At 45.9% G+C, this 24,981-nt stretch carries 21 protein-coding genes and 1 riboswitch; of the genes, 7 read left to right on the forward strand and 14 right to left on the reverse strand.

Annotation, left to right across the window (positions count from 1 at the left end; genetic code table 11):
• Both M1D98_RS15950 and M1D98_RS15955 read right to left on the reverse strand, forming a co-directional pair.
• Positions 1 to 1,005: a FecCD family ABC transporter permease gene (locus M1D98_RS15950; protein ID WP_456279718.1), complete on the reverse strand. Its 1,005-nt coding sequence runs from the start codon at positions 1,003 to 1,005 to the stop codon at positions 1 to 3.
• Positions 1,005 to 2,051: a FecCD family ABC transporter permease gene (locus tag M1D98_RS15955; protein WP_456279719.1), complete on the reverse strand. Its 1,047-nt coding sequence runs from the start codon at positions 2,049 to 2,051 to the stop codon at positions 1,005 to 1,007. Before M1D98_RS15955 ends, M1D98_RS15950 begins: the two co-directional genes overlap by 1 nt.
• Positions 2,052 to 2,256: 205 nt before the next feature.
• Here M1D98_RS15955 and M1D98_RS15960 point away from each other — a divergent pair, with 205 nt between their 5' ends.
• A complete protein-coding gene (locus M1D98_RS15960) occupies positions 2,257 to 3,204 on the forward strand; it encodes an iron-hydroxamate ABC transporter substrate-binding protein (protein WP_456279720.1) in 948 nt (315 codons plus the stop codon).
• A gap of 55 nt (positions 3,205 to 3,259) precedes the next feature.
• Positions 3,260 to 3,529, forward strand: coding sequence for a hypothetical protein (locus M1D98_RS15965; protein ID WP_268550918.1), 270 nt, complete (start codon positions 3,260 to 3,262; stop codon positions 3,527 to 3,529).
• A 38-nt stretch (positions 3,530 to 3,567) separates the two neighbouring features.
• Here the strand turns inward: M1D98_RS15965 and M1D98_RS15970 are convergent, their stop codons facing one another.
• On the reverse strand, positions 3,568 to 4,968 hold the full coding sequence (locus M1D98_RS15970) for an amino acid permease (protein ID WP_268550917.1): 1,401 nt from the start codon (positions 4,966 to 4,968) through the stop codon (positions 3,568 to 3,570).
• A gap of 103 nt (positions 4,969 to 5,071) precedes the next feature.
• Positions 5,072 to 5,251: riboswitch (Lysine riboswitch) on the reverse strand.
• A 116-nt stretch (positions 5,252 to 5,367) separates the two neighbouring features.
• Positions 5,368 to 5,508 carry a small acid-soluble spore protein SspJ gene (sspJ, locus tag M1D98_RS15975; RefSeq protein WP_010330072.1) on the reverse strand — a complete coding sequence of 47 codons (141 nt, stop codon included), beginning with the start codon at positions 5,506 to 5,508 and terminating at the stop codon, positions 5,368 to 5,370.
• A gap of 165 nt (positions 5,509 to 5,673) precedes the next feature.
• Between sspJ and M1D98_RS15980 the strand changes: the two genes are divergently transcribed.
• Positions 5,674 to 6,156 carry a metal-dependent hydrolase gene (locus M1D98_RS15980; RefSeq protein WP_268543206.1) on the forward strand — a complete coding sequence of 161 codons (483 nt, stop codon included), beginning with the start codon at positions 5,674 to 5,676 and terminating at the stop codon, positions 6,154 to 6,156.
• 99 nt (positions 6,157 to 6,255) lie between these two features.
• Entirely contained in the window at positions 6,256 to 8,109 is a 1,854-nt protein-coding gene (locus M1D98_RS15985) for an LTA synthase family protein (RefSeq protein WP_268543204.1), read from the forward strand.
• A 27-nt stretch (positions 8,110 to 8,136) separates the two neighbouring features.
• On the opposite strand, the gene M1D98_RS15990 is transcribed toward M1D98_RS15985, so the two are convergent.
• Positions 8,137 to 9,063, reverse strand: a complete 927-nt coding sequence (locus tag M1D98_RS15990; protein WP_121643274.1) for a substrate-binding domain-containing protein — start codon at positions 9,061 to 9,063, stop codon at positions 8,137 to 8,139.
• 110 nt (positions 9,064 to 9,173) lie between these two features.
• Here M1D98_RS15990 and modA point away from each other — a divergent pair, with 110 nt between their 5' ends.
• Positions 9,174 to 9,956: a molybdate ABC transporter substrate-binding protein gene (gene modA, locus M1D98_RS15995; RefSeq protein WP_456279721.1), complete on the forward strand. Its 783-nt coding sequence runs from the start codon at positions 9,174 to 9,176 to the stop codon at positions 9,954 to 9,956.
• Positions 9,928 to 10,620 carry a molybdate ABC transporter permease subunit gene (modB, locus tag M1D98_RS16000; protein WP_456279722.1) on the forward strand — a complete coding sequence of 231 codons (693 nt, stop codon included), beginning with the start codon at positions 9,928 to 9,930 and terminating at the stop codon, positions 10,618 to 10,620. The genes modA and modB overlap by 29 nt, the downstream gene beginning before the upstream one ends.
• 28 nt (positions 10,621 to 10,648) lie before the next feature.
• Here the strand turns inward: modB and pgoN are convergent, their stop codons facing one another.
• Positions 10,649 to 11,479, reverse strand: a complete 831-nt coding sequence (pgoN, locus tag M1D98_RS16005) for a glyoxal/methylglyoxal reductase (protein ID WP_268534010.1) — start codon at positions 11,477 to 11,479, stop codon at positions 10,649 to 10,651.
• Positions 11,480 to 11,674: 195 nt separating this feature from the next.
• On the opposite strand from pgoN, the gene yvgO reads away from it, so the two are divergent.
• Positions 11,675 to 12,160: a stress response protein YvgO gene (gene yvgO, locus M1D98_RS16010; protein WP_456279723.1), complete on the forward strand. Its 486-nt coding sequence runs from the start codon at positions 11,675 to 11,677 to the stop codon at positions 12,158 to 12,160.
• 44 nt (positions 12,161 to 12,204) lie between these two features.
• Here the strand turns inward: yvgO and M1D98_RS16015 are convergent, their stop codons facing one another.
• The 8 genes from M1D98_RS16015 to M1D98_RS16050 form a co-directional block, all read right to left on the reverse strand.
• Complete coding sequence (locus M1D98_RS16015; RefSeq protein ID WP_268550913.1) at positions 12,205 to 14,220, reverse strand: Na+/H+ antiporter; 2,016 nt, start codon at positions 14,218 to 14,220, stop codon at positions 12,205 to 12,207.
• A 248-nt stretch (positions 14,221 to 14,468) separates the two neighbouring features.
• Complete coding sequence (gene cysI, locus M1D98_RS16020; protein ID WP_010330080.1) at positions 14,469 to 16,184, reverse strand: assimilatory sulfite reductase (NADPH) hemoprotein subunit; 1,716 nt, start codon at positions 16,182 to 16,184, stop codon at positions 14,469 to 14,471.
• A 26-nt stretch (positions 16,185 to 16,210) separates the two neighbouring features.
• Positions 16,211 to 18,031 (reverse strand): assimilatory sulfite reductase (NADPH) flavoprotein subunit, encoded by a 1,821-nt coding sequence (locus M1D98_RS16025; RefSeq protein ID WP_456279724.1) that lies wholly within the window; start codon positions 18,029 to 18,031, stop codon positions 16,211 to 16,213.
• Positions 18,032 to 18,342: 311 nt separating this feature from the next.
• Positions 18,343 to 20,667 carry an RNA polymerase recycling motor HelD gene (gene helD / locus M1D98_RS16030; RefSeq protein ID WP_456279725.1) on the reverse strand — a complete coding sequence of 775 codons (2,325 nt, stop codon included), beginning with the start codon at positions 20,665 to 20,667 and terminating at the stop codon, positions 18,343 to 18,345.
• A 187-nt stretch (positions 20,668 to 20,854) separates the two neighbouring features.
• Positions 20,855 to 21,463, reverse strand: coding sequence for a trimeric intracellular cation channel family protein (locus M1D98_RS16035; protein WP_010330083.1), 609 nt, complete (start codon positions 21,461 to 21,463; stop codon positions 20,855 to 20,857).
• A gap of 182 nt (positions 21,464 to 21,645) precedes the next feature.
• Positions 21,646 to 22,062 (reverse strand): disulfide oxidoreductase, encoded by a 417-nt coding sequence (locus M1D98_RS16040; RefSeq protein WP_268550907.1) that lies wholly within the window; start codon positions 22,060 to 22,062, stop codon positions 21,646 to 21,648.
• Positions 22,063 to 22,066: 4 nt separating this feature from the next.
• Positions 22,067 to 22,735, reverse strand: coding sequence for a DsbA family protein (locus tag M1D98_RS16045; RefSeq protein WP_456279726.1), 669 nt, complete (start codon positions 22,733 to 22,735; stop codon positions 22,067 to 22,069).
• A gap of 121 nt (positions 22,736 to 22,856) precedes the next feature.
• Complete coding sequence (locus tag M1D98_RS16050; protein WP_456279727.1) at positions 22,857 to 24,965, reverse strand: heavy metal translocating P-type ATPase; 2,109 nt, start codon at positions 24,963 to 24,965, stop codon at positions 22,857 to 22,859.
• Positions 24,966 to 24,981 lie beyond the last annotated feature (16 nt).

The following is a 24,981-nucleotide window of genomic DNA, read 5'->3' on the forward strand; positions in this document are numbered from 1 at the left end:
CTAATTCGTTTTCATCAATAAATAAATAAAATAAGGCGCGCCTAACACGGAGATAACAAGGCCGACCGGAATTTCTGACGGTGCCAATACATTTCTCGCCAGCGTGTCAGCGAGCAAAAACAGAAATGCGCCGATGAAGGCGGAGACCGGTATCAGCGTCTGGTGACGGGGACCGGTAAGCCTTCTCGCCACGTGGGGCGCGATCAATCCGAGAAACGCGATCCCCCCTGCTGCTGCCACGCATGAAGCGGCAAGAGTGACCGCTGCCAGAAGGAGAATCCGTCTTTCCCTTTCAACAGCAGTGCCCAGTCCGGTCGCTAATTGATCTCCGAGCTGCAAAATGTTCAAATAGCGTGCCTTATATAAAGTAAACGGAAGCAAGATCACAATCCAAGGAAGAATCGCCCAGATCATATTCCAGTTCGCCCCCCAGATCGAGCCGGAAATCCAAACCGCGGCTTGCATAAAATCATGAGGGTCCATCTTGAGCTGAAAAATCAGCAGCAAAGCATTAAATCCGGCATTCACGCCAATACCGACTAAAATCAGCCGAATCGGTGTCACACCTTTTTTCCAAGCCAGAAGATAAATGAGAAACGCGGCGAGGAATGCGCCCGCCAAAGCACTGAACGGAAGCATAAATATTCCGAAAAAGCTGAGATTTGAAGCTGATTCTTGAAAAAAGTATATAAAAAGCACAACAGCAAGCGAGCCGCCGGCGTTAATGCCGAGAATGCCGGGCTCAGCCAGATCATTTTGAGATACGCTTTGCAAAATGGCCCCGGCAACAGCGATTCCTGCCCCAACGAGCAATGAAAGGATGATCCGCGGCAGCCTGAACTCAAATAAGACAAGTTCATCACGCGCCGTTCCTTGGCCGAAAAAAACTTGGAGCGTTTTAAGCGGTGCAATTTTGATGACACCCAAAATCAAGCTGATAAAAAAGACCATTACGATCAGCAGAAAGGTCACAGCCATCACAACGAGCGGTTTTTTCGTTTTCATTACAGCCCTCTCCTTTCCCGACGTGCCAAGTAAAAGAAAAAGGGAACGCCGATGAGAGAGGTCAGCGCGCCGACAGGTGTTTCAAAGGGCGCGTTTACAAGTCTTGCCGCAATGTCAGCAAACACGAGCAATACGGCGCCAAGCACCGCCGAACAAGGAATGATCCATCGATAATCCACACCGACCAAAAAGCGGGTAATATGCGGTATAATCAGCCCGATGAATGCGATGGTGCCGGCAATAGAAACAGCGGCTCCCGTCAAAATCACAACGACAAGCATGCCAACCACCTTCACCGCCGATGTATATTGTCCAAGCCCTTTCGCCAGCTCGTCACCGAGACTTAACACTGTCACAGACCGGGCGATGATAAACGCCAGCGTTAAACCGGCCGCCCCCGCGAGAAGCAAAAGATGGACACCTGACCATTTCACGCCCGCTACCCCGCCAGCATACCAAAAACTGATATCTTGAGCGACATCAAAGCGGATGGCAACGGCGGTTGAAATGCCTGTAAAAAAATAAGAAACTGCTGATCCTGCCAGCGCAAGCTTTACCGGCGTAAGTCCGCCCCTTGAAAACATGCCAATCCCCATTACCGTAGATGCCCCGAGCCCCGCTCCTGCAAAGGACCATAGCACAAGCCCCATCATAGAAAGTCCGGGAAAAAAAGCAAATGCAATCGAAACGGCAAACGCAGAGCCTGATGTCACGCCCATAATTGAAGGTTCTGCCAAAGGGTTTCTCGTCATCCCCTGCATGATCGCGCCCGACACCGCTAACAAAGCGCCGACAAGCGCAGCGGCAGCCGTTCTCGGCAGGCGAAGGTCGTGTATGATTTGGTGGGAGGTCTCTTTCGGCTGAAAATGAAAAATGGCGTCCCACACCGTGCGCAAATGAATATCGGCCGCACCGAGGGATATGGATAAAAGCGCGCCAAGACATAGTAAGGCTATTCCTGCAATAAGGACAATGACCGCGCCAAAAGACCTGGACGTCCATTGGTTTTCTTCTGATATCGTCTGTATATTTTTCCTTTGACTCAACAGCCGAACTTCCTTTCTCATACTGATAATGATTATCAATTATTGTTCCAGTATATCAATTTTTCTGCTAATGGAATAGAGCGTTCTGAACAAAATGAGCATATGATTGTAAAAAATACCGTGTCCAACTGGCTCCTGCAATGGTATAATCACATTTGATAATGATTCTCTTTATCATCTATTTTCCAGAAAGAAGGTATGAGATATGACCCATATATACAAGAAACTCGGAGCCGCGTTTTTTGCCCTGCTATTGATTGCTGCACTGGCAGCCTGCGGAAATCACTCTGAAAGCAAAGGATCTTCCTCTGATTCAAACGCCGAAGAAACCGTTACATATAAGGCTGAAAACGGCAATGTGAAGATTCCTAAGCATCCTAAACGGGTGGTTGTCATGGCTGACGGCTACTACGGCTACTTCAAGACACTCGGCATCAACGTCGTCGGTGCGCCTGAGAACGTATTTAAAAACCCTTACTATAAAGGAAAAACCGACGGTGTCACAAGCATCGGAGACGGTACTTCAGTTGAAAAAGTCATTGATTTGAATCCTGACTTGATTATCGTTTGGACAACGCAAGGCGCTGATATTAAAAAACTTGAAAAAATCGCGCCGACCGTCGCGGTAACATACGACAAGCTCGACAATATTGAGCAGCTGAAAGAGTTCGCAAAAATGACGGGAACTGAAGATAAAGCAGAAAAATGGCTGGCTGAGTGGGATAACAAAGTTGCTGCGGCTAAAACAAAAATCAAAAAAGCCGTCGGTGACAAAACAGTCTCCATTATGCAATCGAACGGAAAAGACATCTACGTATTCGGAAAAGATTTCGGAAGAGGCGGAAGCATCATTTACAAAGATCTCGGTTTGCAAGCCACAAAGCTGACAAAGGAAAAAGCCATTGATCAAGGGCCGGGATATACAAGTATTTCATTAGAGAAGCTCCCTGACTTCGCCGGAGATTATATTTTCGCAGGTCCATGGCAAGCAGGCGGCGACGATGGCGGCGTATTTGAAAGCTCCATTTGGAAAAATCTAAACGCCGTTAAACATGGCCATGTCTATAAGATGGACCCGATAGGCTTCTACTTCTCTGACCCGATCTCATTAGAAGGACAGCTAACATTTATTACGGAAAGCTTAACAAAATAACAAAAGAGCCGCCTGCCCGCGGCTCTTTTGCCACATCTATAAGGAGCGGCTCATTTTGAACCACATCGGATATTTTTTTTCGCAATTCATATTTAGCCTCATCATCATCGCGATCAGTTTTTTTAACGGTCTCTATATCGGAAAACCCTTTTCTAGTGTGCTTCTAGTATTTATCTTAGTGCTCGTTCTGTTTGATTTGCTGGAAAGGCTAAAAAAACGATTTTTGCATATTCGATTATCAGTCAACATTTTTCTCTCAATTTCTGCTTTCCTGTCAGCAGTTTTAACAATCGGATTACTAACGGGAGAAATGATGATTTTATAACAAAAGACACCTGACAAAGCGAATCAGGTGTCTTTTGTTTATGCTTTCTGAAACTTTTTAACAACAAATGGATAAACGATCAATCCGACAAAGAATAAACCGATGCCGAGAATAAATGTCGTTAAATCCGCTGTGCCTGTTATGATGACAAACAATGAGTACGCGCACGCTAATATCGCGATCAATCCGTCTTTGACACGGGAGCCTCTCAGCTGGTCATACGTTTCACCTTTGATGACAAGCTTCAAACTGTAAATCGCTGATACTAAATACGGAATTAAATAGGCAAGCGTTGCCGCTGTCGTTAAAAACGTAAATGCGTCACTTATTGTCCGGGAAATAACCGAGAAAATGAAGACTTGTGACATGACATTTGTAATGATAAGTGCGACAACCGGACTTCCCTTTTTATTCGTTTTCGCAAAGAATGCCGGAAAATCCCCCGCTTTAGCCGCTTGATATGGAACCTCAGAGCCGAGCAAAATCCAGCCGAGCATCGTTCCGAATAAACAAAGGATGGCCAAAAGTGCCATAATCACGCTTCCCGCGTTTCCAACAATCGCATACAGCACATCAACAAACGGTTTTTCAGAACCGACAAGCTTATCATGCGGCAGAACACCCATCGTAATCAAAGTCACAATAATATAAATGCTCAATGCAATCAATAATCCGGTAATTGTCGCGCGTTTCACCTCACGCTGAGAGCGCGCACGGCCTGACAGAATAACCGCTGATTCAATGCCGACAAACGCCCACAGTGTAGAAATCGCTGCGTTATGCACCTGCCCGCCAATTCCAATGCTTGTGCCGTTTTCTCCTTGAACCGGGAAATAAAATTGATCGAATAATGCCGTTTGAAACACAAACAATCCGGCAACGATAAAGAAGACAAAACCTAATACTTTAGAAAGCGTCGTGACAAAGTTCAATTTACTTGCACCGTTAATGCTTGTAACGAGAATCGTGTGCGTGCCCCATAACAAGATCGTACATACAGCAAACGTCAGCAATTGGCCAAGAGTCACCTCTTGCCCGCCGATCGAAAACATTTCACGTTTATCAACCAGGATCGGGAAGAACGAAGTCAAGTAACCTGCGAGACTTGTGATAATCGCCACGTTACTGATCCAGCTCGCCACCCAGTAGCCCCATACCATTGTGAAACCGGCCGCGTTCCCTTTTTTCGGATCAGAGAACAGCGCCCTTGCATAACTTTGCGGTCCCGCTTTCAGTTCAGGCTTGCGGATGGACAAGTGTCCGAAGACAAGTGCAATCATCAGCACGCCGGCACCTGTCAAAAGCCAAGCGGACGTGGCGCCAAACGGACTTGCGATTGAAGCAAGCGAGCTCGGCAAGGAGAAAATTCCCGATCCAACCATATTTCCAACGACAAACGCCGTTAATAACCAAAAACCCCATTTTTTCGTCTGTTCCATTCCAGTACCTCCATGATTCTTTGTACGGACCAGACCCCGAGATCATGTAAACGCAAAAAAAGCCTGAACAAAAGTCCATGCTTAAAGAAACACACACCCTTGATCTCCGGATAGCCCTCCGCGAAAAAGCACGCGGCAGTCCTGCACTTATTCAGATACAGTCCCAGCATAGAGAAGGATCGGCTTTCTCCACACTTCGGCGCTGATGCCTTTTACACATGTTAAACAGCTCCTGTCAGCCTGGCATGTGCTACTCATCATCCGCGCAACCTCTACCTCACTGAGAAAGAGTGAGGATTTAATGATTCAGTTACTCCCAGAAGGTTATCAAAGAAAGGATGATCTGTCAAAGGGAACAGATGGAAATACGGATAGAGCCCTAGCCCTATCCGCATGTGATTATCGATTATTTTTCTTTTTTTGCACTGCTTCTTGAAGCGGATCATCTTTTAAGGCTGAACCCGCATCTTCAAGAGCTCCCTGAATGACGTTTTTTTCTTTTTCAGAACGTTTTCCTTTATCTTTATTAAAGAAATCCATTCGAATCACCTCTTTTAGAAAATAGGTACATGATTAAGATGCCTTTTTCTCAAAAAATTATACGAGAAATGTTTTATCGTTCAAAGTCCTGTTGATCAAACATACATTCTCTTGCTATATTTGTAATTCAGAGATTTTTTGCAAAAGATAAAGGAGAAGCGGAAAATGACAGGAAAAACACACATCATGGGAGGCATCGCTTCTTGTACGGCAGCGGCTTATTATTATGGATTTGATCCTGCGCTTATGGCAGCGTCCGGCGCGGTTGGGGCATTGATTCCCGATATCTGCCACACGCAAAGCAAAATCGGGAGAAGATTTCCTATCCTTGCGAAAGTCGTCAGCTCCGTTTTCGGCCATCGGACGTTTACGCACAGCCTGCTGTTTCTGCTCATCATGTTTTTTGTCACAGCCACATATATTCCAGATAAAAACATATCAACCGGACTGATGATCGGAATGGCGAGCCACTTGATCCTTGACGCTTGGACGGTGAACGGAATTAAACTGCTATTCCCATCAACGATTCGCGTGAGGCTCCCATTATATATGAAGACAGGCAGTTTTTCTGAGCAGCTTGTGTTAGCCGGCCTGACAATTGCTTCATGTTACTACTTTTATATGCTGTTTCATGGACGCATGATTTAAATGTGAGTGCTGACGCTTGTTCTAACGGGCTGTTTTTAGTAGATTTTACATAAGAAGCATTTCATGCAGATGACCAAGAAAACGTGAGGAGCCATATTAATGAAAGGAACCTTTTTTCATAATCAGCGGTTTTTATGTATTTCAATCGTATTCATGTGGGTGAAAACGTATGCGATTTATAAACTCGGCTTTCATTTGCAGATTGATTCCCTATTGGAGGAGCTAATCCTGCTGATCAATCCGCTCAGCTTTATCCTTCCTTTATTCGGGATTGGCCTGCTCCTGAAAGATATCAAGCAGCGGGTCTTTTTGCTGATTGCCAATTTGGTTCTGACTGCCATCTTGATCTCCAATACGATTTTTTACGGCTTTTATATCGATTTTATTACCATCCCGGTTTTGTTTCAGGCCAGTAACATGAGCGATATGGGCAGCAGTGTAAAAGAACTGTTCAACCCTTTGTTTATCGCTCTGTTTGCGGATATGGTTTGTTTGCTGCTGCTTGCCCGAAAAGAGAAGAAACCGCAGACAAAAGCAGCCCCCCGCACGATTAAACGGTACTATGCCGCTTCCTGCGGCTTGATTCTCTGCACTCTGGCACTTGCAGAAGTACAGCAGCCGAAGCTTTTGTCACATTCCTTTGACCGGGAAATGCTCGTCAAAAGCATCGGGCTGTTTCAATTCCATATATACGATACGGTTTCTCAGACTGTAAATGTAAGCGCGAAGGCATTTGCCAATGAAGACAGCATGACTGCGATTAAAAACTATACAGAGGCTGATTACAGCAAGCCTGACCAAAGCAAATTCGGGCTGGCGAAGGGGCGCAACGTTATCTTTGTAACGCTTGAATCGACCCAAAGCTTTGTTTTGAATGAAAAGGTAAATGGAAAAGAAATCACCCCGTTTATGAATGATTTCATCAAAAAAAGCTATTCCTTTGATCATTTCTATCAGCAAACAGAACAAGGCAAAACATCTGATTCAGAATTCATCGTCGCTAATTCGCTGTATCCTTCCCTTAGCGGCGCCGTCTTTTTCACAAAAAGCGACCATCAATTTCACACGATGTACAAATCGCTGAAACAACATGATTATTACTCAGCTGTTTTTCACGCCAACCATAAAACATTTTGGAACCGAGATGTGATGTACGAGACATTTGGGATTGACCGCTTTTTTGATGTTGATGATTTCCATGTCACTCCCGGGACATCGACAAGCTGGGGCCTGAAGGATAAGGAATTTTTAGAACAGTCAGCCGGCAAGCTCAAAAGTCTGCCGCAGCCGTTTTACAGCAATTTCATCACGCTGACGAATCATTTTCCGTTTGAGATTGATGAAAAAGATCAGCTGATAGATGAATTTGATTCAAGCAGTGACCTGTTAAACCGCTATGTAACCACGGTGCGCTATGAAGATGAGGCGTTGAAGCACTTTATCAAAAAACTGAAGGATGAAGGTTTATACGAAAATTCGATGATTGTATTCATGGGAGATCATTATGGCATTTCTGAAGCCCATAATGAGGCGATGGCAGCGTTTTTAGGGAAAGATGAAATTACGCCGTATGACAACGTTCAGCTCCAGCGGGTGCCATTTATCATACATATCCCGGGAATCACAGATCAAAAGCCGGAAACCATTCATGATGCCGGAGGACAGGTCGACGTTAGGCCGACACTGATGCATCTTCTCGGCATTGAGACAAAGGGCGATATCCAATTCGGCAATGATTTGCTGTCAAACGACCGAACGCCATTCACCGTGCTGCGAAACGGCAGTTTTATTACGAACGACTATATCTATACAAAAAACACGTGCTACAGCCAACAAACAGGGGAAGTGCTGGAAGACCAGGACGCATGCCTCCCTTATAAAGAGAAAGCAACTGAAGAGCTGTCTCTCTCTGATAAAATTTTAAACGGTGACCTGCTCAGGTTTTCTGAATGACAAAATCCCTCTTTACAGAGGGATTTTTCACGTTTCAAACATCACTTTTCCAGTCAGATTCGTTTGATAGCCGTTTAAATGAGATAGATTCGCTTTGTATTCCTCAGAGTTCAAGATCTCCTTCACAGCTTTCACCAGCTGCTCCTGTTTTTTCAAAACGACGATATCATATTGTTCGTCGATGAGCGGAATAAAATCCACACTGCCCATATGTGCCGCGTGCTGCGCTCCAATTCCCGCGTCAGCCTGTCCGCTTGAGACTTGTGAAGCGACTGCGTAATGATCGGTCACGATATCGCCGTATCCCTTTATATCAGCCGGATTCACACCAAGTAAGCCAAGCTGTTCATCAAGCAGCACTCTGGCGCCCGAACCCTTTTCCCTGTTGATCATCCGAATATCTGCCCTTCTTAGGTCATCCCAGCCTTGAATGTTTTTCGGATTCCCTTTTTGCACATACAGTCCGGCTTTGCGGAGAACGGCGTTGATCAGGCAAAACGGTTCGCCTGACAAAATCCGTTTTGCATAAGGCGCATTATATTGCCCCGTTTCCGCATCATACAAATGCAGGCTGACAATGTCACACTTGCCTTGATACATATCAATCAGGCTGTTTAAGCTCCCTTTGTATTTCCTAAGCGGCGTCTCCTGAATCGCATTCTCCAAATGTTTGCTGAGCAGATCCATCGAAATGTCCTGTCCGCTGATCATGACATTCTTTCTGCCATCCGGTTCCGCCTCCTGCATCTGTTTCGGCTCTTCGGCAACGGCAATGGGCTGAGACATTCTCATATTCGTTTTGTATTGCTTTAAATCTTCTTCGTCAACACGCATCTGCCTTCCGACACGGTAAGCAGGAAGCACGCCTTTTTTAATCAAATCATAAACGGTCAGCTTTGATACCTTCAGCAGACCTGCAACTTCTTCTATTGTATAGGAAGAGGTTTCATTCATTATCATCACCTCCCTATTTTATTATACCTTTTCAACGAATGTATAAAAACCCACATAAACCAAACATAATCAGTTATAATTAGATATAACTAATTATAAGGGGTGCAATCATGTTTAAAAAATATTTCATGTTAACAGCAGCCTTAACGGCTATTCTGCTTTCAGCAGGCTGCACCGCAAACCAGTCTTCAACGGATAGCGAGAAAAACGTAACGTTAACCATTTCAGCTGCTGCCAGTGCACAGGATGCGCTTGAGGAAATCCAACAGAACTATGAAAAAGAACATCACCACATCACAATCCAAAATAACTATGGCTCATCAGGCGCCTTGCAAAAACAGATTTCTCAAGGAGCAGGGGCAGATCTGTTCTTCTCAGCTGCTGAGGATAAATTTCAAAAGCTGGTGGATGACGGCGATATCGCCAAAAAAGACAGCACTGATTTAGTTGGCAATGAAATCGTGCTGGTCGTGCCGAAAAACGGAGATTCGCCTGTGACAAGTTTCAGCAATCTGGCTGATTCAGAAAAAATCGCCCTCGGGACGCCGGAATCCGTGCCGGCAGGAGCTTACGGGAAAGAATCACTGACAAAGCTGTCTCTATGGGACAAAGTAAAGGATAAGATCGTTTACGGAAAAGACGTCCGCCAAGTTCTTTCTTATGTTGAAACCGGCAATGTGGACGCAGGCATTGTTTATAAAACAGATGCCCTGATCTCAAAAAAAGTCAACATCATTGACGAGGCAAAAGCAGATACCCACAGCCCGATTGTCTATCCGCTAGGAATCGTAAAAGCTACAAAACACCGTAAGGAAGCGAAGGAATTTTACGATTACCTGCAATCCGATGAAGCAATGAAAGTATTTGAGAAATATGGTTTTACTGCTAAGTAACATAAGCGCTTCAGCGTTTTTCACACCTATTGTGCTTTCCTTTCAGGTGGCGGCAGTTGCCGGAATTGCTGTCATTATTCTCGGAACACTGGCGGGGGCATGGATGTCGCGGGCAACATTTTTCGGAAAAACGGCGCTCGAAACATTGTTTATGCTTCCGCTCGTTCTTCCGCCTACTGTTGTCGGTTTTATCTTGATCGTTATTTTCGGAAAGCACAGCTTTATCGGACAGGCCATTGAGTGGGTCTTTCACCAGCCTGTCATCTTCACCTGGTGGGCCGCTGTAATCGCCTCGGCTGTCGTGGCCTTTCCGCTAATGTATCAATCCGCCAAAACTGGATTTGCTGACATTGATCGCGATATACAAGGTGCTGCAATGGTAGACGGCGCCGGCAGATGGAAGGTATTTATCCATATTTCCATCCCGCTCGCCTATCCCTCATTGCTGACCGGAAGCATCCTCAGCCTTGCACGGGCGCTCGGAGAGTTTGGCGCAACACTCATGTTTGCAGGAAACATCCCCGGTGTTACGCAAACATTGCCGACAGCTATTTATGTCGCATTGGATTCCGGCAACAATACCCTTGCTTGGGCGTGGGTCGTCTGTATTGTCGTCATTTCCTTTTTGATGCTGTTTTTTATTCAGCAGAAAAAAACACAATAAAAAACTCCCCATCTTGGGGAGTTTTTTATTAAAACAGAAGCTCATCGGGATTTGGGCCGACACGCTCATCTTTGTTTAACGCGTCGATTTTATCCATGTCTTCCTGGGACAATTCAAAATCAAAGATATCAGCATTTTCGATAATGCGGTGTTCTTTGATAGATTTCGGAATCGTGACAACCTCGTGCTGCAGATCCCAGCGCAAAATCACTTGAGCCACAGATTTATTGTGTTTTTCAGCAATCTCTGCAAGCACTTCGTTATCCAAAAGCTGTCCCTGCATGAGCGGAGACCATGCTTCCAGCTGGATGCCTTGATGTTTACAATAGTCTCTTAATTCTTTTTGCGTCAAACGCGGGTGAAATTCCACTTGGTTTACCATCGGTTTGATTTCAGCGTCTTTCAGCAATTCTTCTAAATGATGAACTTGGAAATTGCTGACGCCGATCGCGCGGATTTTGCCGTCTTTGTACAGCTTTTCAAGCGCGCGCCACGTATCTTTATATTTATCCTTGCCAGGCCAGTGGATTAAATATAGATCTAAGTAATCTAGCTGAAGTCTTTCCAGGCTTTTTTCAAAGGCAGCAAGCGTTGTTTCGTAGCCTTGGTCTTCATTCCATACTTTTGATGTAATGAAGAGCTCTTCTCTTGCCACACCGGATTCTTTAATTCCAATGCCAACGCCTTCTTCATTTTTGTAGACAGCTGCTGTATCAATGCTGCGGTAACCGTTTTTAATCGCCGCTTTCACAGATTCAGTCGCTTCACTTCCATTTTCTACTTTAAAAACACCTAGACCGAACCAAGGCATTTCAACTCCGTTATGTAACTTTACAGTATCATTTAAACTTGTTGCCACTTGAACATCCACCCTTTCATTGAAATATAAGCCTCTATATTATCTCACACTCCTCCGAGCCGATACCAATAATACGCTTAAAATCCTCTTTCTGTTTCTTTTCTCACATCAAGGGCAGCCGCACACTATTTTTTCCTATTTGAATGAGGTGGGAATCCATTATTGTAAACACATATAAAAAACAAAGGAAACAACTTGAAACGTATTCGTATCCCAATGACACTCGCGCTCGGTGCCGCTTTGACAATTGCCCCTTTGTCCTTTGCTTCAGCTGAAGAAACCCCCGCTCCCAAGAGCTCTCAGACCACGACGGCCGGAATATCTGCCGCTGAGGTCGGTTTACATGTAAACCTTGATGTGCTTGGCATTGCCAATCAGATTGCTGACGCTATTAAATCCGCACAGAACCGGGATGGATTTGTGAAAAACCTTATGGAGTCTTCCTTCTACGCTTCCGGCCAGAAATACAACGTTATGGTATTTAATTTGAGCCAGGAATATGAAGATCACTTAAACGGTGTGCAATTTTACGGTTCAGCCGTTTACGACGGCATGACGTACGGCATTTGGGTATTTGAAGATGGAACCTTTACAAACAAAGGTGATGGCGGCTGGATCAACTGGGCCTTTAGAGGCTGGTTTGATCGGGATGGCAGCACTGTCGAATTCCATCGTCCTTAATATAGAAAAAAGCTGACGCTCTAGCGCCAGCTTTTTTGCTTCATCTATTCGCCGCCTTCAAGCATGGCGGCTTCCACATCATTAATGTATTGGCGAAGCTCGTGGGAGATGTCCCGGGAAATTTCCCGCTTCTCGAAGAGTGTTTGAATTTCATTTCTGATCGCCTGCACAGCCTTCAACTTCACTTCCAGTTTTTGAGCTTCAAATTGGGCACTAGATTTCAGGTCGTGATGGCTGTGTTCCAGCCTGAAAATTAACTGTTTATAAAACGCAATGACAGATAAAAGCACTTCTTTATGTTCTTCCGTCTTATGTTTTTCAAGATATGCAATTGCTGCCTTCGCCGTTTTCACTCTCGTTGCCTGTATCAGTCCCGCTTCATTTAAAATCGACATCTCCGGCTTTTTATGTTCACCAAAGAAAATCCAATACATCAGCCGCTTGAGCCTTGTTTTTGATAACCCGACTTTGAATGGGTTGCCATACAAAATTTCTAATTCATTAAACCGTTCTTGCAGCACGTTTGCCGTTTCTTCCGGAATGTCTCCCCGCTCTCGCATTTCCATCAACGCCTCTTGCTCAGCGATAATGGCTTGCGCCCTGAGTTTTCGCTCTAGCTTTTTAATACGATTGGATGATGTATACTGCTGAAAACGAAGATTTTTCATCTTTTCATTGTATTCCCCTATCACCGCCAGAGAGGCTGTTTTGTTTGTATCATTCATGTCCTCTTTTATCGTTTGGAGAGCTATTTTAATTAATTTGCGTCTCGCCGTCAGCCATTTTTCATTTCGTTTCTCATCCTCTTCTTCTTTTTCCGCCAGAAGAGGCAGGACAACGGCGGCAATGGCTAAAGTGCATAAGATGACGCCGGCCGCTAAAAAGAGAATCAGATTTCTTTCCGGAAACGGTGTGCCATCCTCCAGAAAATAGGGAATAGAGAAAGAACCCGCAAGCGTTACAGCTCCGCGCACCCCTGAAATCGAAAGCAACAGTGTCGAACGAAGACCCGGTTTATAAATGTTTTGATCCTTATTAAAGAACCACTTCCCGTTCCAGAAGAACAGCACCCACAGAAATCTTAGCAGCATTAGCGTAAATGTGATCACCAGGATATAGCTAATCACCTGCATGTTGCTCACTGCGGTGTCATTAAAGATGACAGAAATGACGTCCGGAATCTGTGCCCCGAGGATAACGAAGACCAGGCCATTCAAAATAAATAAAATAATGTTCCATGTACTCGAGGAGACGATTTGCAGTTTGGCCATCGCTGATGATTCCAGACGATCCTGTTCAACCGCATGGATGATTCCACCCGCCACAACAGCTAAAATACCGGAAACTCCGATTTCTTCCGCTGCCAAATAAATCACAAACGGCGTCAGAATTTGAATCAGCATATGCATCGTGACATCCTGCATGCCGAGACGGCGCAAAAAGAGGCGAAAGCGGATAATCAAGAATGAAATGACAACTCCGCACAGCAAGCCCCCAAGAGAAATAAAGACAAAGCTGACTGCCGCTTGCGCTAATGAAAATGTACCGGTCACTGCTGCCGCAATCGCAAACTTAAAGGCCACCAGACCTGATGCATCATTCATCAGCCCCTCCCCTTCAAGTAGGCGAAGAATCCCTTTTGGCATTTTCACTCTTCCTGATAATGCGCTGACAGCGACGACATCAGTCGGAGAAAGAATGGCCGCAAGCCCAAAAGCCGCTGCCAGCGGAATAGCAGGAATCATCCAGTGAATCGTGTATCCGCCTACAATCACAGTCGCAAATACAAGGCCGAGTGCAAGCAATAAAATCGGTGCGCGTAAATTCCAAAGCTCCGCCCGCGGCGTTCTCTTTCCATCATTAAATAGGAGAGGCGCGATAAACAGAACAAAAAACAATTCGGTGTTTAACTCAAAATGAAGCCCCTGTTGAAATGAGGCCGCAAGAATCCCAAGCGCCACTTGAATCAGAGGTATGGGAATAAACGGAATAAACCGATTCACGATATTGGATATCGCAATAATCGTTAATAAAACGAGAACAACTAAAAATATGTCCAAAGACATGACCTCCTTCGTCTGCTGTGTTCCATAGATCGTCGGTAAATGCTTGTCTAAAAGAGGCTGAATCTCGGACGACCTTACATCCGAGAGGTGATACCGCAGGAGTTCTCTCCACTTCTCTTCTTTTATAGTACCCTTTTCAGGATATAATTTCTCGCGATATGCTCATAGTGAACTTTTTTGCAACAGGGCAAAACACAACCAAAAAGAGACAGGGGGCCGTCCCTGTCTCTCGTCTTTCTTTATCAATGATGAAAATTCGTGCCGTCCGTTGTCGCTTTAATAATGCCGGCGCGAATGACAAAGTCACCGAAGTGCTCGCCTTCCTCGCGTTCTTTCGCATAACGGGAAAGAAGGACGCGCAGCTCGCTTAAAATGTCTGCTTCACCGATGTTTTCACGGTACATTTTGCTTAAACGGCTTCCGTCAAATGCGGCGCCAAGATACATATTGTATTTGCCCGGCGCCTTTCCGATAAATCCGATCTCTCCGAGTGCATGGCGTGCACACCCGTTCGGGCACCCTGTCATGCGAATGGTGATTTCCTGATCACGAAGGCCGTTTTCGTCAATGATCTCTTCAACCTTATCTAAAAGGGTCGGCAAATAACGTTCTGCTTCAGCCATTGCCAATCCGCAGGTCGGAAGCGCCACGCATGCCATAGAGCCGCGGCGGAGCGCTGAATGATGCTTGCCGTCAGTGAGTCCGTATTGCGCAATTAATGCACTGATTTCATCTTTTTGATCGCTTGAAACGTTCGCGATAATCAAGTTCTGATTAGATGTCAGACGAAACTCGCCTGTATGAACTTTGGCGATTTCCCGCAAGCCTGTCATCAGCTTATAATCATCGTAATCCGTTATACGGCCGCCTTCGACAAACAGCGTAAAATGCCATTTATCCTCAATGCCTTCCACCCAGCCGTAGCGGTCGCCGTTATGATCGAAATGATAAGGCTTTGCTTCTTCCAGACTCCAGCCAAGACGGTTTTCCAATTCTTCTTTTACCGTTTCTAAACCGAGGCGGTCAACGGTGTACTTGAACCGCGCATTTTTGCGGACAGAACGGTTTCCGTAATCACGCTGAATCGTAATCGTTTTTTCAGCAACATCATACATTTGCTCAGGGCGGCAGAAGCCGATCACCTTGGCTAATTGCGGATATGTTGCTGTGTCGCCATGCGTCATTCCCATACCGCCGCCGATTGCCACGTTAAAACCGATCAGTTCGCCATCTTCGACAATCGCAATGAATCCGAGATCTTGTGAAAAGACGTCAATATCATTGGACGGCGGAACGGCAATACCGATTTTAAATTTCCGCGGCAGATAGAGCGGGCCGTACATTGGCTCGACTTCTTCCTCAGGCGTGCCGGCCACTCTCTCCTCGTCCAGCCAAATTTCATGATAGGCTCTCGTCCGCGGCAGCAGATCGTCACTTAATTTTTTAGACCACTCATATACCTCTGAATGGATGTCAGACTGATAAGGATTCGATGCGCACATCACATTGCGGTTTACGTCTCCGCAAGCCGCGATTGTATCCAACAGAGCGGAGTGGATCGTCTGAATGGTTTTCTTCATGTTCCATTTCAGAATTCCATGCATTTGGAATGTTTCACGGGTCGTCAGCTTTAATGTGCCGTTCCCGTATTTCTGGGAAAGATCATCCATGACAAGCCATTGTTCCGGTGTTGAAACGCCTCCTGGCATACGCACGCGCAGCATGAACTGATATGCCGGTTCAAGCTTTTGCTTTTGGCGTTCATTGCGAAGGTCACGGTCATCCTGCAAATAACTGCCGTGGTGTTTCATCAGGCGGTTGTCATCATCCGGAATTCCGGCACTGATCCGGTCCAGCATCACTTCTTTCAGTGTGCCGCGCAAATAGTCACTTTCTTGTTTTATGCGTTCAACATCACTTGGAGAGCCGTCCGGTGCTTTTAAGATTTTGGTCACCATGTTGAAAAAACCCCTTTCAAGTCAAATCAGTATACATCACGCTGATAGCGTTTTTGCTGCTGCATGTCGGCAAGGTAAGCTTCTGCTTCTTCGCGGCTCATATTGCCTTCTTTCTCGATAATATCAAGTAATGTGTGATGGACGTCATGCGCCATGTGCTTTTCATCACCGCAAATGTAGACAGCCGCGCCAGCTTGAATCCATTCGAACAATTCCGCGCTCTGTTCAAGCATGCGGTGCTGAACATATACTTTTTCTTCCGTATCACGTGAGAACGCCACATCCATTTTTGTCAAAACGCCGTCTTTGATCCAATTCTGCCACTCTGTCTGATAAAGGAAATCCGTGACAAAGTGCTGATCGCCAAAGAACATCCACGCTTTGCCTTCCGCTCCCGTCTCCTCACGCTCCTGCATAAAGGAACGGAACGGAGCGACGCCTGTCCCAGGGCCAACCATGATAATTGGTGTTTCAGGATCATTCGGAAGCTTAAAGTTTTGATTATGCTGGACATAAACAGGCAGCGTGTCTCCCGGCTGCAGACGCTCCGCGCATAAAATCGAGCAGACGCCTTTTCGTTCACGGCCGTGCGCATCGTAGCGGACTGCGCCGATCGTTACATGTACTTCATCCGGATTTGCTGATAAACTGCTCGCGATTGAATAGAGGCGGGCCGGCATTTTTCGCAGAATCGAAACAAACTCCTGCGCCGATACGCTGAACGGTCCGTAATCACGAACGAGATCAAGCAAATCGCGTCCTTCAAGATACGCTTTTACGTTACCCTCATTTCCCGGGGCTAATAGCTCTCTAAGCTCATCGTTCCCCGACAGCTGGGCAGCCTGTTCAAGAAGTGGTTTTGTGAGAACGGTAATCTCATAGTGAGAAATGAGCGCTTCTTTGAGTGGGCGCACATCACCTTGCTTATTCAGCGTCACAATTTCTTCGGGGTCCCAATTCATTTCCTTCAGCAGCAGCTCAACAAGCTCCGGATCGTTTTCCGGATAGACGCCGAGGCTGTCACCAGGCTCGTATGTCAGGCCAGATCCTTCAAGAGATAGCTCGATATGGCGTGTTTCTTTATTTGATCCTCGGCCGTTCAAATTTATGTTTTCTAACACTTCAGCCCGAAACGGGTTTGTTCTGGAGTAAGAAGACTCACCGCTTTGAGGCGAAGCTGCTCCTGGCGCAGGCGCGGCGCTTCCGCCACCGGCTTCACTTAAGCCCTCACATACACTCCCAAGCCATTCAGCTGCCGGCTCATCATAGTCAAGATCGCAATCAACGCGCGGAGAAATACGTTTTCCCCCGAGTTCTTCTAAGCGCTGATCAAATTCCTTCCCTGTCTGGCAGAAGAATTCGTACGAGCTGTCACCAAGCGCCAAAACAGAAAAACGAAGGTCTTCAAGCTTAGGCGCCCGTCTTCCATGCAGAAATTCATGAAACGACAGCGCGTTATCAGGCGGCTCGCCTTCACCGTGCGTGCTGACAACGATCAAAAGATTGTTTATTTTCTTCAGCTGATTCGGCTTAAAATCGCTCATAGATGAGACGGTCACTTGAAATCCGCGCTCCTCAAGCTGCTTGCCGGCATGTTCTGCAAGTCCCTGTGCGTTTCCCGTCTGTGAACCGTAAAGAACGGTCACTTCTTTTGAAACGGCCGGTGCCGCCGCTTCTGCAGACACCGCAGCCGCAGGCGCCCCCGCGGTTTCTTGTGCGGAAACAGATTGTGCGGATAAATATCCGCTCAGCCAGATTTTCTGAGATTCGGTCAAAGTTGGCAGAAGGCGGTTAAGGAGCTCTGCCTGCTCCTGATTAAACGGACTGTTCATTACCTGAAGTTGCAACGTATCCACCTCACAAAGTTATAAACTGATCGAAAATTGCATCTAATTGAACTTTACCGGAATACTATGCTTAAGTAAAATATATTTACATGATGATAACGATTAAGATTCCTAATGATAAAACCGCTTTGTTTCATTCAAATTGCAGAGAAAACCCTAAACATAGTTTTAGGAAGGACGAGCAACGGGGCAGGCGATGGATGAGAGCGGCATTCGGCCGGATGCTCTGGTTTTACCCGAAGAGTTTTTTCACGTGAGCACCAATGCGAGGGGTTGTCGGCATGCTAAAAAAGAGAAGGCTCCCCTTCTCTTCATTCAGCATCCTGGTATAAATGAGGCGGCATAGCCGTTACAAACGGACTTGCCTTACCTGTATGAAACACCGTCAGCGAATGCATCGCCCGTGTGCAGGCAGTGTATAAGAGCCTGCGGTCGTGCTCGGTATGATAATGTTCTTCTGAAGCATCATAGACAAGGACTGCGTCAAACTCAATACCCTTCGCTAAATACACTGGAATAACACAAACTCCCTTTTGAAATGTTTGATTTTCTTTATGAATCAGCCTGGCATCTATATATTCGCTTATATTTGCGTGCGCCTGTATACATTGCCGCGCAGTCTTGCAAATAATGGCTATTGTTTCGTGCCCTTGCTTCTTAAGCCTCTCCATTTCTTTCGTAAGCTTTTGACAAAGGTCTTCACGCCCTTCGCTTTTGAAAATGAGAGGCATTTCCCCGTTTCTGTTAAAAGGCTCAATGTCCTCTCCATCCTCAAGAATCGCTTTTGTTAACTCGACAATCTGCCTTGTCGATCTGTACGTTCTCTTTAAACGAACATATTCAGCCGGCTCATCTTCAAAGCTCGCATCCATACGCTTTGGGCCATGTATAGTATGGGCGTAGATGGACTGATTGATATCGCCGAGCACTGTCATGCTGGCGGCCGGAAAAATGCTTCTCATATACGCCATCTGAAACGGTGAATAGTCCTGGGCTTCGTCGATAAAAAGGTGTTTGATTTTCATATTTTTCTTTCTACCTTCGATCAAATCCTGCAAATAAAGAAACGGCGCCGCGTCCTCATAGAGCAATTGATTTTCCGCAAATGCCGCTCGGGTCTGCTCCCCTATTGGCGCCGTCTTCTCATGCTGAGATGTCCCTCCCCAGCCGGAAAACAATTGCAGATACAGCTGTTTCACATCAAGAAATGCGAGGAGCCTGATTGCCTGTTTGAGCGGGTTAAACGCCTTTTTCACAATGATGGCGGCAAGCAGCTGCTGCTCTCTTTGATAATCGTTAAACGTGCTCTCACTGAACCGTTTCCTTTCCTGCAGTTTTTTGTACACGTCCAGATAATCCTCTTTGTCGAGCAGCTCAGCTTCCTGAATGACCCAATCTTTGCGCCGTTCCTCTTTCTCAAATGTATGAAGCTCACTCAGCAGCCACTTTGCCGTTTGCTCTATCCGGTTCGGAATGGATTGTCGTTGATCCAGTGAGTAAAAATAGGACTGAATGTGTTCCTTAGTGATCAGTTTTTGTCCGCGGAAGACGATATTTTTAAAGATCATCCCTTCGGTGGACAACCAGCTGACATATTCATCAATGAATTGCTGAAAAGATAAGCCCGCCTTCCATGTGATTCCCGAAAGCCTTGATAGAAAACCGCCTTCCTTTGATTCGGCCAGGCAATATTCGAGCTGATCAAAGGGGCTTTCACATCGGAACGTGCGGCCAAGCCGGCGCTCGATATATTCCTGAAACGTCGCCTGCTCCATATTCTCTTCCCCTAACTCGGGCAAAACAGAAGAGACGTAGCTGTTAAATAAAAAGTTGGGCGAAAATAAAACGATTTGTCCGGCATCAATGACACCGCGGTGCCTGTATAACAAATAAGCGACACGCTGAAGCGCTGCCGAGGTTTTCCCGCTACCGGCCGCTCCCTGCACGATCAGGAATTTGCTTTTTTCATTACGGATAATCTGATTTTGTTCTTTCTGAATCGTAGACACGATGTTTTTCATTTGGGTATCAGATTGATGGCTTAAGACCTCTTGCAGCATTTCATCACCAATCGTCATATCAGTATTAAACATCGCCTTGAGAGCGCCGTTTTTAATGATAAATTGTCGTTTCAGCACCATTTCGCCTTCTATCGTTTCACCGGGCACTTCATACTCCGCTTTTCCTGGGGAATAATTGTAGTACATACTGGATATCGGCGCCCTCCAGTCATATATCAAAAAGTGTTCTTCCTTCTCATCCATACAAGAAGCTAAGCCGATATAAATTGGCTCCGCCTGTTCTTCGCCGGTTTCAATAAAATCAATCCGCCCGAAATAAGGTGATGCTTTTAATTGATGAATTCGTTTGAGCTGCTGATCCATGCGCCGGTGATTCCGTTCCCGATCAGACAGCAGCTCCGCCTGCTGCTTCATGCTAGCCATCGTTTCAACGGCTTCATGGGTATCATCAAAATTGACCGTAACATCCTCCCAAAAGCTTTTTCTTAATCCGATAATATCATGCTTCAACCCGCCTGCTGATGTTTCGAGAAACCGCTCTTTTTTGCCGAGTTCCTGCAGTACCTCATCTATTCTTGACTGCTCTTCCTTCCATTCTTTATCCTGCTGATTCATGGACGGCACCTCCAGAAAATAGTTGACAAACACAGATGAAATACTGTAAAATAAAATCGGATATAAATTATATTTATGACAAAAACAAACAAATGCAATTTATCTTAGCACATGTACCCAATCTCAATCAAGGTTTGGGTTATTTATATGCAAAAAAACCGATTTCAATTGAAATCGGTTTTTCCTGTTAGTTATCTAAACGAAAAGAACGGTTTGGCAGCTTCCACTTAAACATGTAGGAACAAACACGGCAAACGACGAGCACGAAAAACAGAACGTACAAGCCAAACGAGTTTCCAAGCCAGCCCAAGCCGACGATTAAACCGCCGAGAGCCGCCCAGACCGCATAAATTTCTGCTTTCAGCACAAGCGGTTTGCGTCCGGCAAGAAGATCGCGGATGATTCCGCCGCCGCTTCCCGTCAGGACCGCAGCCACGATGACGGCACTAAGCGGGTGGCCCATTTTGACGGCATACAGCGCGCCTTGGATGGCGAAAGCCGCGAGACCGATTGCATCTGATAAATTGCCCCACTTGTTCCAATGCCTCAGCAGCAGCTTCGGAAACAGAAACACAATCGTAATGGACAGGAGGGCGATTTGAAAGTATGCGCCCTGCTCCCATAATGCCGACACCGGAACACCGATTAGCAAATTACGGATCGCTCCTCCTCCAAAGGCTGTGACAATTCCTAATATATAAACTCCTAAAATATCATATTCTTCTTCCATCGCAACAATTGCGCCGCTGACTGCAAACGCAATGATGCCAATCACACTGAGCAGCTCCCAAGCCATTCTGATGACTCCCTTTATGTTTGTTAAATTTTCTGACGACCTCTAGATTTTATAATCGCTCAAGCGTAAAATCAATAACATTTTCACAATAAAAAAAGATAAATATAGAGAGAATTCGCCAAACGCTGTAGAGCTGCCATTTACAGAGAAAAAGCGCCCGGCATACGCGGACGCTTTATTGGTTATTCAGATTTTTCGCCTTTCAGCAGACACATAAAAACAATAATCAGAATAAAAGCAATCAGGGCCAGAAACGGAATGGTCATAAAACCAAACCAGTTAATGTATTGGCCTGAGCACGGCACACCGCTTACACACGGCTTAATGCCGGAAAAGCCCGGCACTTTCTGCTCTAAGTAATGCATGATGGAAATAAACGCCCCGATAATCGCCATCGGAAGCACATATTTTTTTACACGTGTGTCCCCTTGAAAGGTGGCGATGCCTAAAATCAGGACGAGCGGATACATCAGGATACGCTGGTACCAGCACAGTTCACATGGAATGAACTTTTTGATTTCACTGAAATACAGGCTGCCGAGCATGGCGGTAAGAGCGACAACCCAGGAAGCATATAAACATACGATTCTATTTTTCATATGATTACTTCCCTTTTAGCTCTTTTTCTATTGTCTCTTTGATTTCATCATAATCTGAGAAATCGCTAATCACTTTATCATTAACGTAAATCGTCGGGGTTGCTTTTATGTTCATTTTTTGATTAAGTTCGGAATCTCTTTCCACCTGAGAAGCGAATGTTTCCTTATCAAGATTATCCTTGAGCGTCTCAGGATTGATCTTTGTGGTGCTTTTGGCAAGATCACCGAGAACGCCCGGGGTCACCCACTCCTGTTCTGTATCCGGCTGTTTGTCGAATAGCTTTTCATGGAATGCCCAGAAAGAGTCAGGATCTTCTTTCCATACTTCTTCTGATGCGAGAGCCGCTAATCTTGAACCTTTTCCATGAAACATGACGTTCACGAATGAAAATTTCACATCGCCCTTATCAATAAAGTCTTTTTGTATTTTTGGGAAGATGTCACTGTTAAACATTTTACAAGACGGACATTTGTAATCTCCGAATTCAACTACAGTTACCGGTGCATCATCCTTGCCGAGCACAGGCTGGCCTTTGATAGACGGCTGTCCGGAAACCGCTTCATTGCCTTGTTCCGTTTTGTTATTAATCATGACAATGGCTGCTAGCAAGACAACAACCACAACCGTAAGGATGACCGCGAATTTCGCAGAAGACTGCTGTTTCTTTTTCACTCCGACACCTCATCGTTTTAAAATTATAAAAAAGAAGCGGATCGCAATTGACCCACTTCTTTATTTTAACAAGACAAGCGCTGATAAGAAAACCCCGAAAAAATGAATTCTCTCCGACAATTTAACTGTTTTTGAGATGCATGACGCGCATGGCGTTTGCCACAGCGAGCAGCGTAACGCCGACATCTGAGAAAACCGCTTCCCACATGGTTGCAATTCCGAATGCTCCGAGAATGAGAAAGATCGCTTTCACGCCTAAAGCAAAGCTGATGTTTTGCCATACGATCCGCCTTGTCCGTTTGGCAATCCGAATCGCTTCGGCTATTTTTGAAGGCTGATCTGTCATGAGCACGACGTCTGCTGCTTCTACCGCGGCGTCTGAGCCAAGGCCGCCCATGGCCGCTCCAATATCCGCGCGCGCAAGCACCGGCGTATCATTGATGCCGTCACCGACAAAAATGAGTTTTTCATTTGGCGATAGCTTGGCTTCTAATGCTTCGACCCGCGCGACTTTATCCTGCGGCAAGAGCTCCGCATATACCTCGTCGATGCCAAGCTGTTTTCCGACTATTTCTCCCGTTTGTTTTGAATCACCTGTTAGCATCACCGTCTGTTTGATTCCAAGCGACTTCAAATCAGCAATCGCCTGTGCTGCGTCTTCTTTTGCTTCATCCGCTATGATGATTGCTCCGGCATAGTGTTGGTCGACAGCTACGTGTACGATTGTTCCCGCATGTTCATCCGGGACGCCTTTCACCTGTTCTCTTTCCATGAGCTTCTGGTTCCCGGCAAGGATTTCTGTTCCATTTACTTTTGCAAAAATGCCATGGCCGGATATTTCCTCGTATGACTCTATTGCGTCAAAGGAAAGCGTCTTTCCGTAAGCTTTACGCACAGATTCAGCGATCGGATGCTGGGAATGAAGCTCAGCATATGCCGCCGTTTCAAGTAATTTGTCCTTTGTGAATCCTTCAGCAGGTTTGATTTCTGTCACTTCAAAGCTGCCTTTTGTTAATGTTCCCGTTTTATCAAACACCGCGTATTTGACTTGATTCAAGGCTTCTAAGTAATTGCTTCCCTTCACTAGCACTCCGGCCTTTGAGGCTGCGCCGACTCCGCCGAAGAACCCGAGCGGTATGGAGACAACAAGCGCGCATGGACAAGAAATCACTAAGAAAATCAGCGCGCGGTACACCCAATCGGAAAGTAGGGCGCCGGGAATCACCAGCGGCGGGACAAAGGCCAGCAATGCCGCGATGATCACGACAGCGGGTGTGTAATACTTGGCAAACTTCGTAATAAAGTTTTCTGTCCGGGCTTTATGGCTGCTCGCATTCTGAACCAAATCTAATATTTTTGATACCGCAGACTCCTGATAGCCCTTTGTGACTTCAATATGCAGAACGCCGTTTTGATTGATAAAGCCTGACATCACATCTTGTCCTTCCGCAGCTTTTCTCGGAACGGACTCACCTGTCAATGCAGACGTATCAACCATCGCTGATCCTTGCACAACTTTACCGTCAAGGGGTATGCTTTCGCCCGGGTTGACCACAATGATGTCTCCTATCTTCACGTCTTCCGGAGAAACCAGTTCGATGCCGTTCTCTGTTTTGACATTGGCGTAATCAGGCCGTATATCCATTAACGCGCTGATTGATTTTCTGGACCTGCTGACCGCGGCTCCTTGAAAAAGCTCACCGATTTGGTAAAACAGCATAACGGCAACACCCTCAGGATATTGCTGGATCAGAAAAGCGCCGATTGTGGCAAGGACCATTAAAAAATGCTCATCAAACACCTGGCCGCGGCTGATGTTTTTCATTGCCCGGATGACGATATCACCGCCGATAATCAAATAGGCAGCAAGGAAAAGGAAAAATTCGTTGGTTCCGGATTGAACGGCATAGGCCGCTGCTCCTAACATGACAGCCGCCGCCATTCTAATCAGCATATTGTTCATGCGATTGCGAAAGCCGTCTTCAGCCGATTTCTTTTTATGCTTTTGGCGAACCGTTACATGCGGATCGATTGATTTTACTTTTTTCTCCACCTTATGGGTGACCCATTGCTCTTCTTTCCCACCGGCTGAGACAGTCAAGGTGCTAGCCGCAAAATTTACCGCGCATCCGTCTATGCCCTTTATGCCTTTAATTCCGTTTTCGATTTTTTGGGCACAATTGCTGCAATCTAAACCGTCCAGAACGTATTCCTGTTTCACTAGTCTCACCTTACCTTCCGAATTA

Source organism: Bacillus sp. K7 (genome assembly GCF_053903245.1).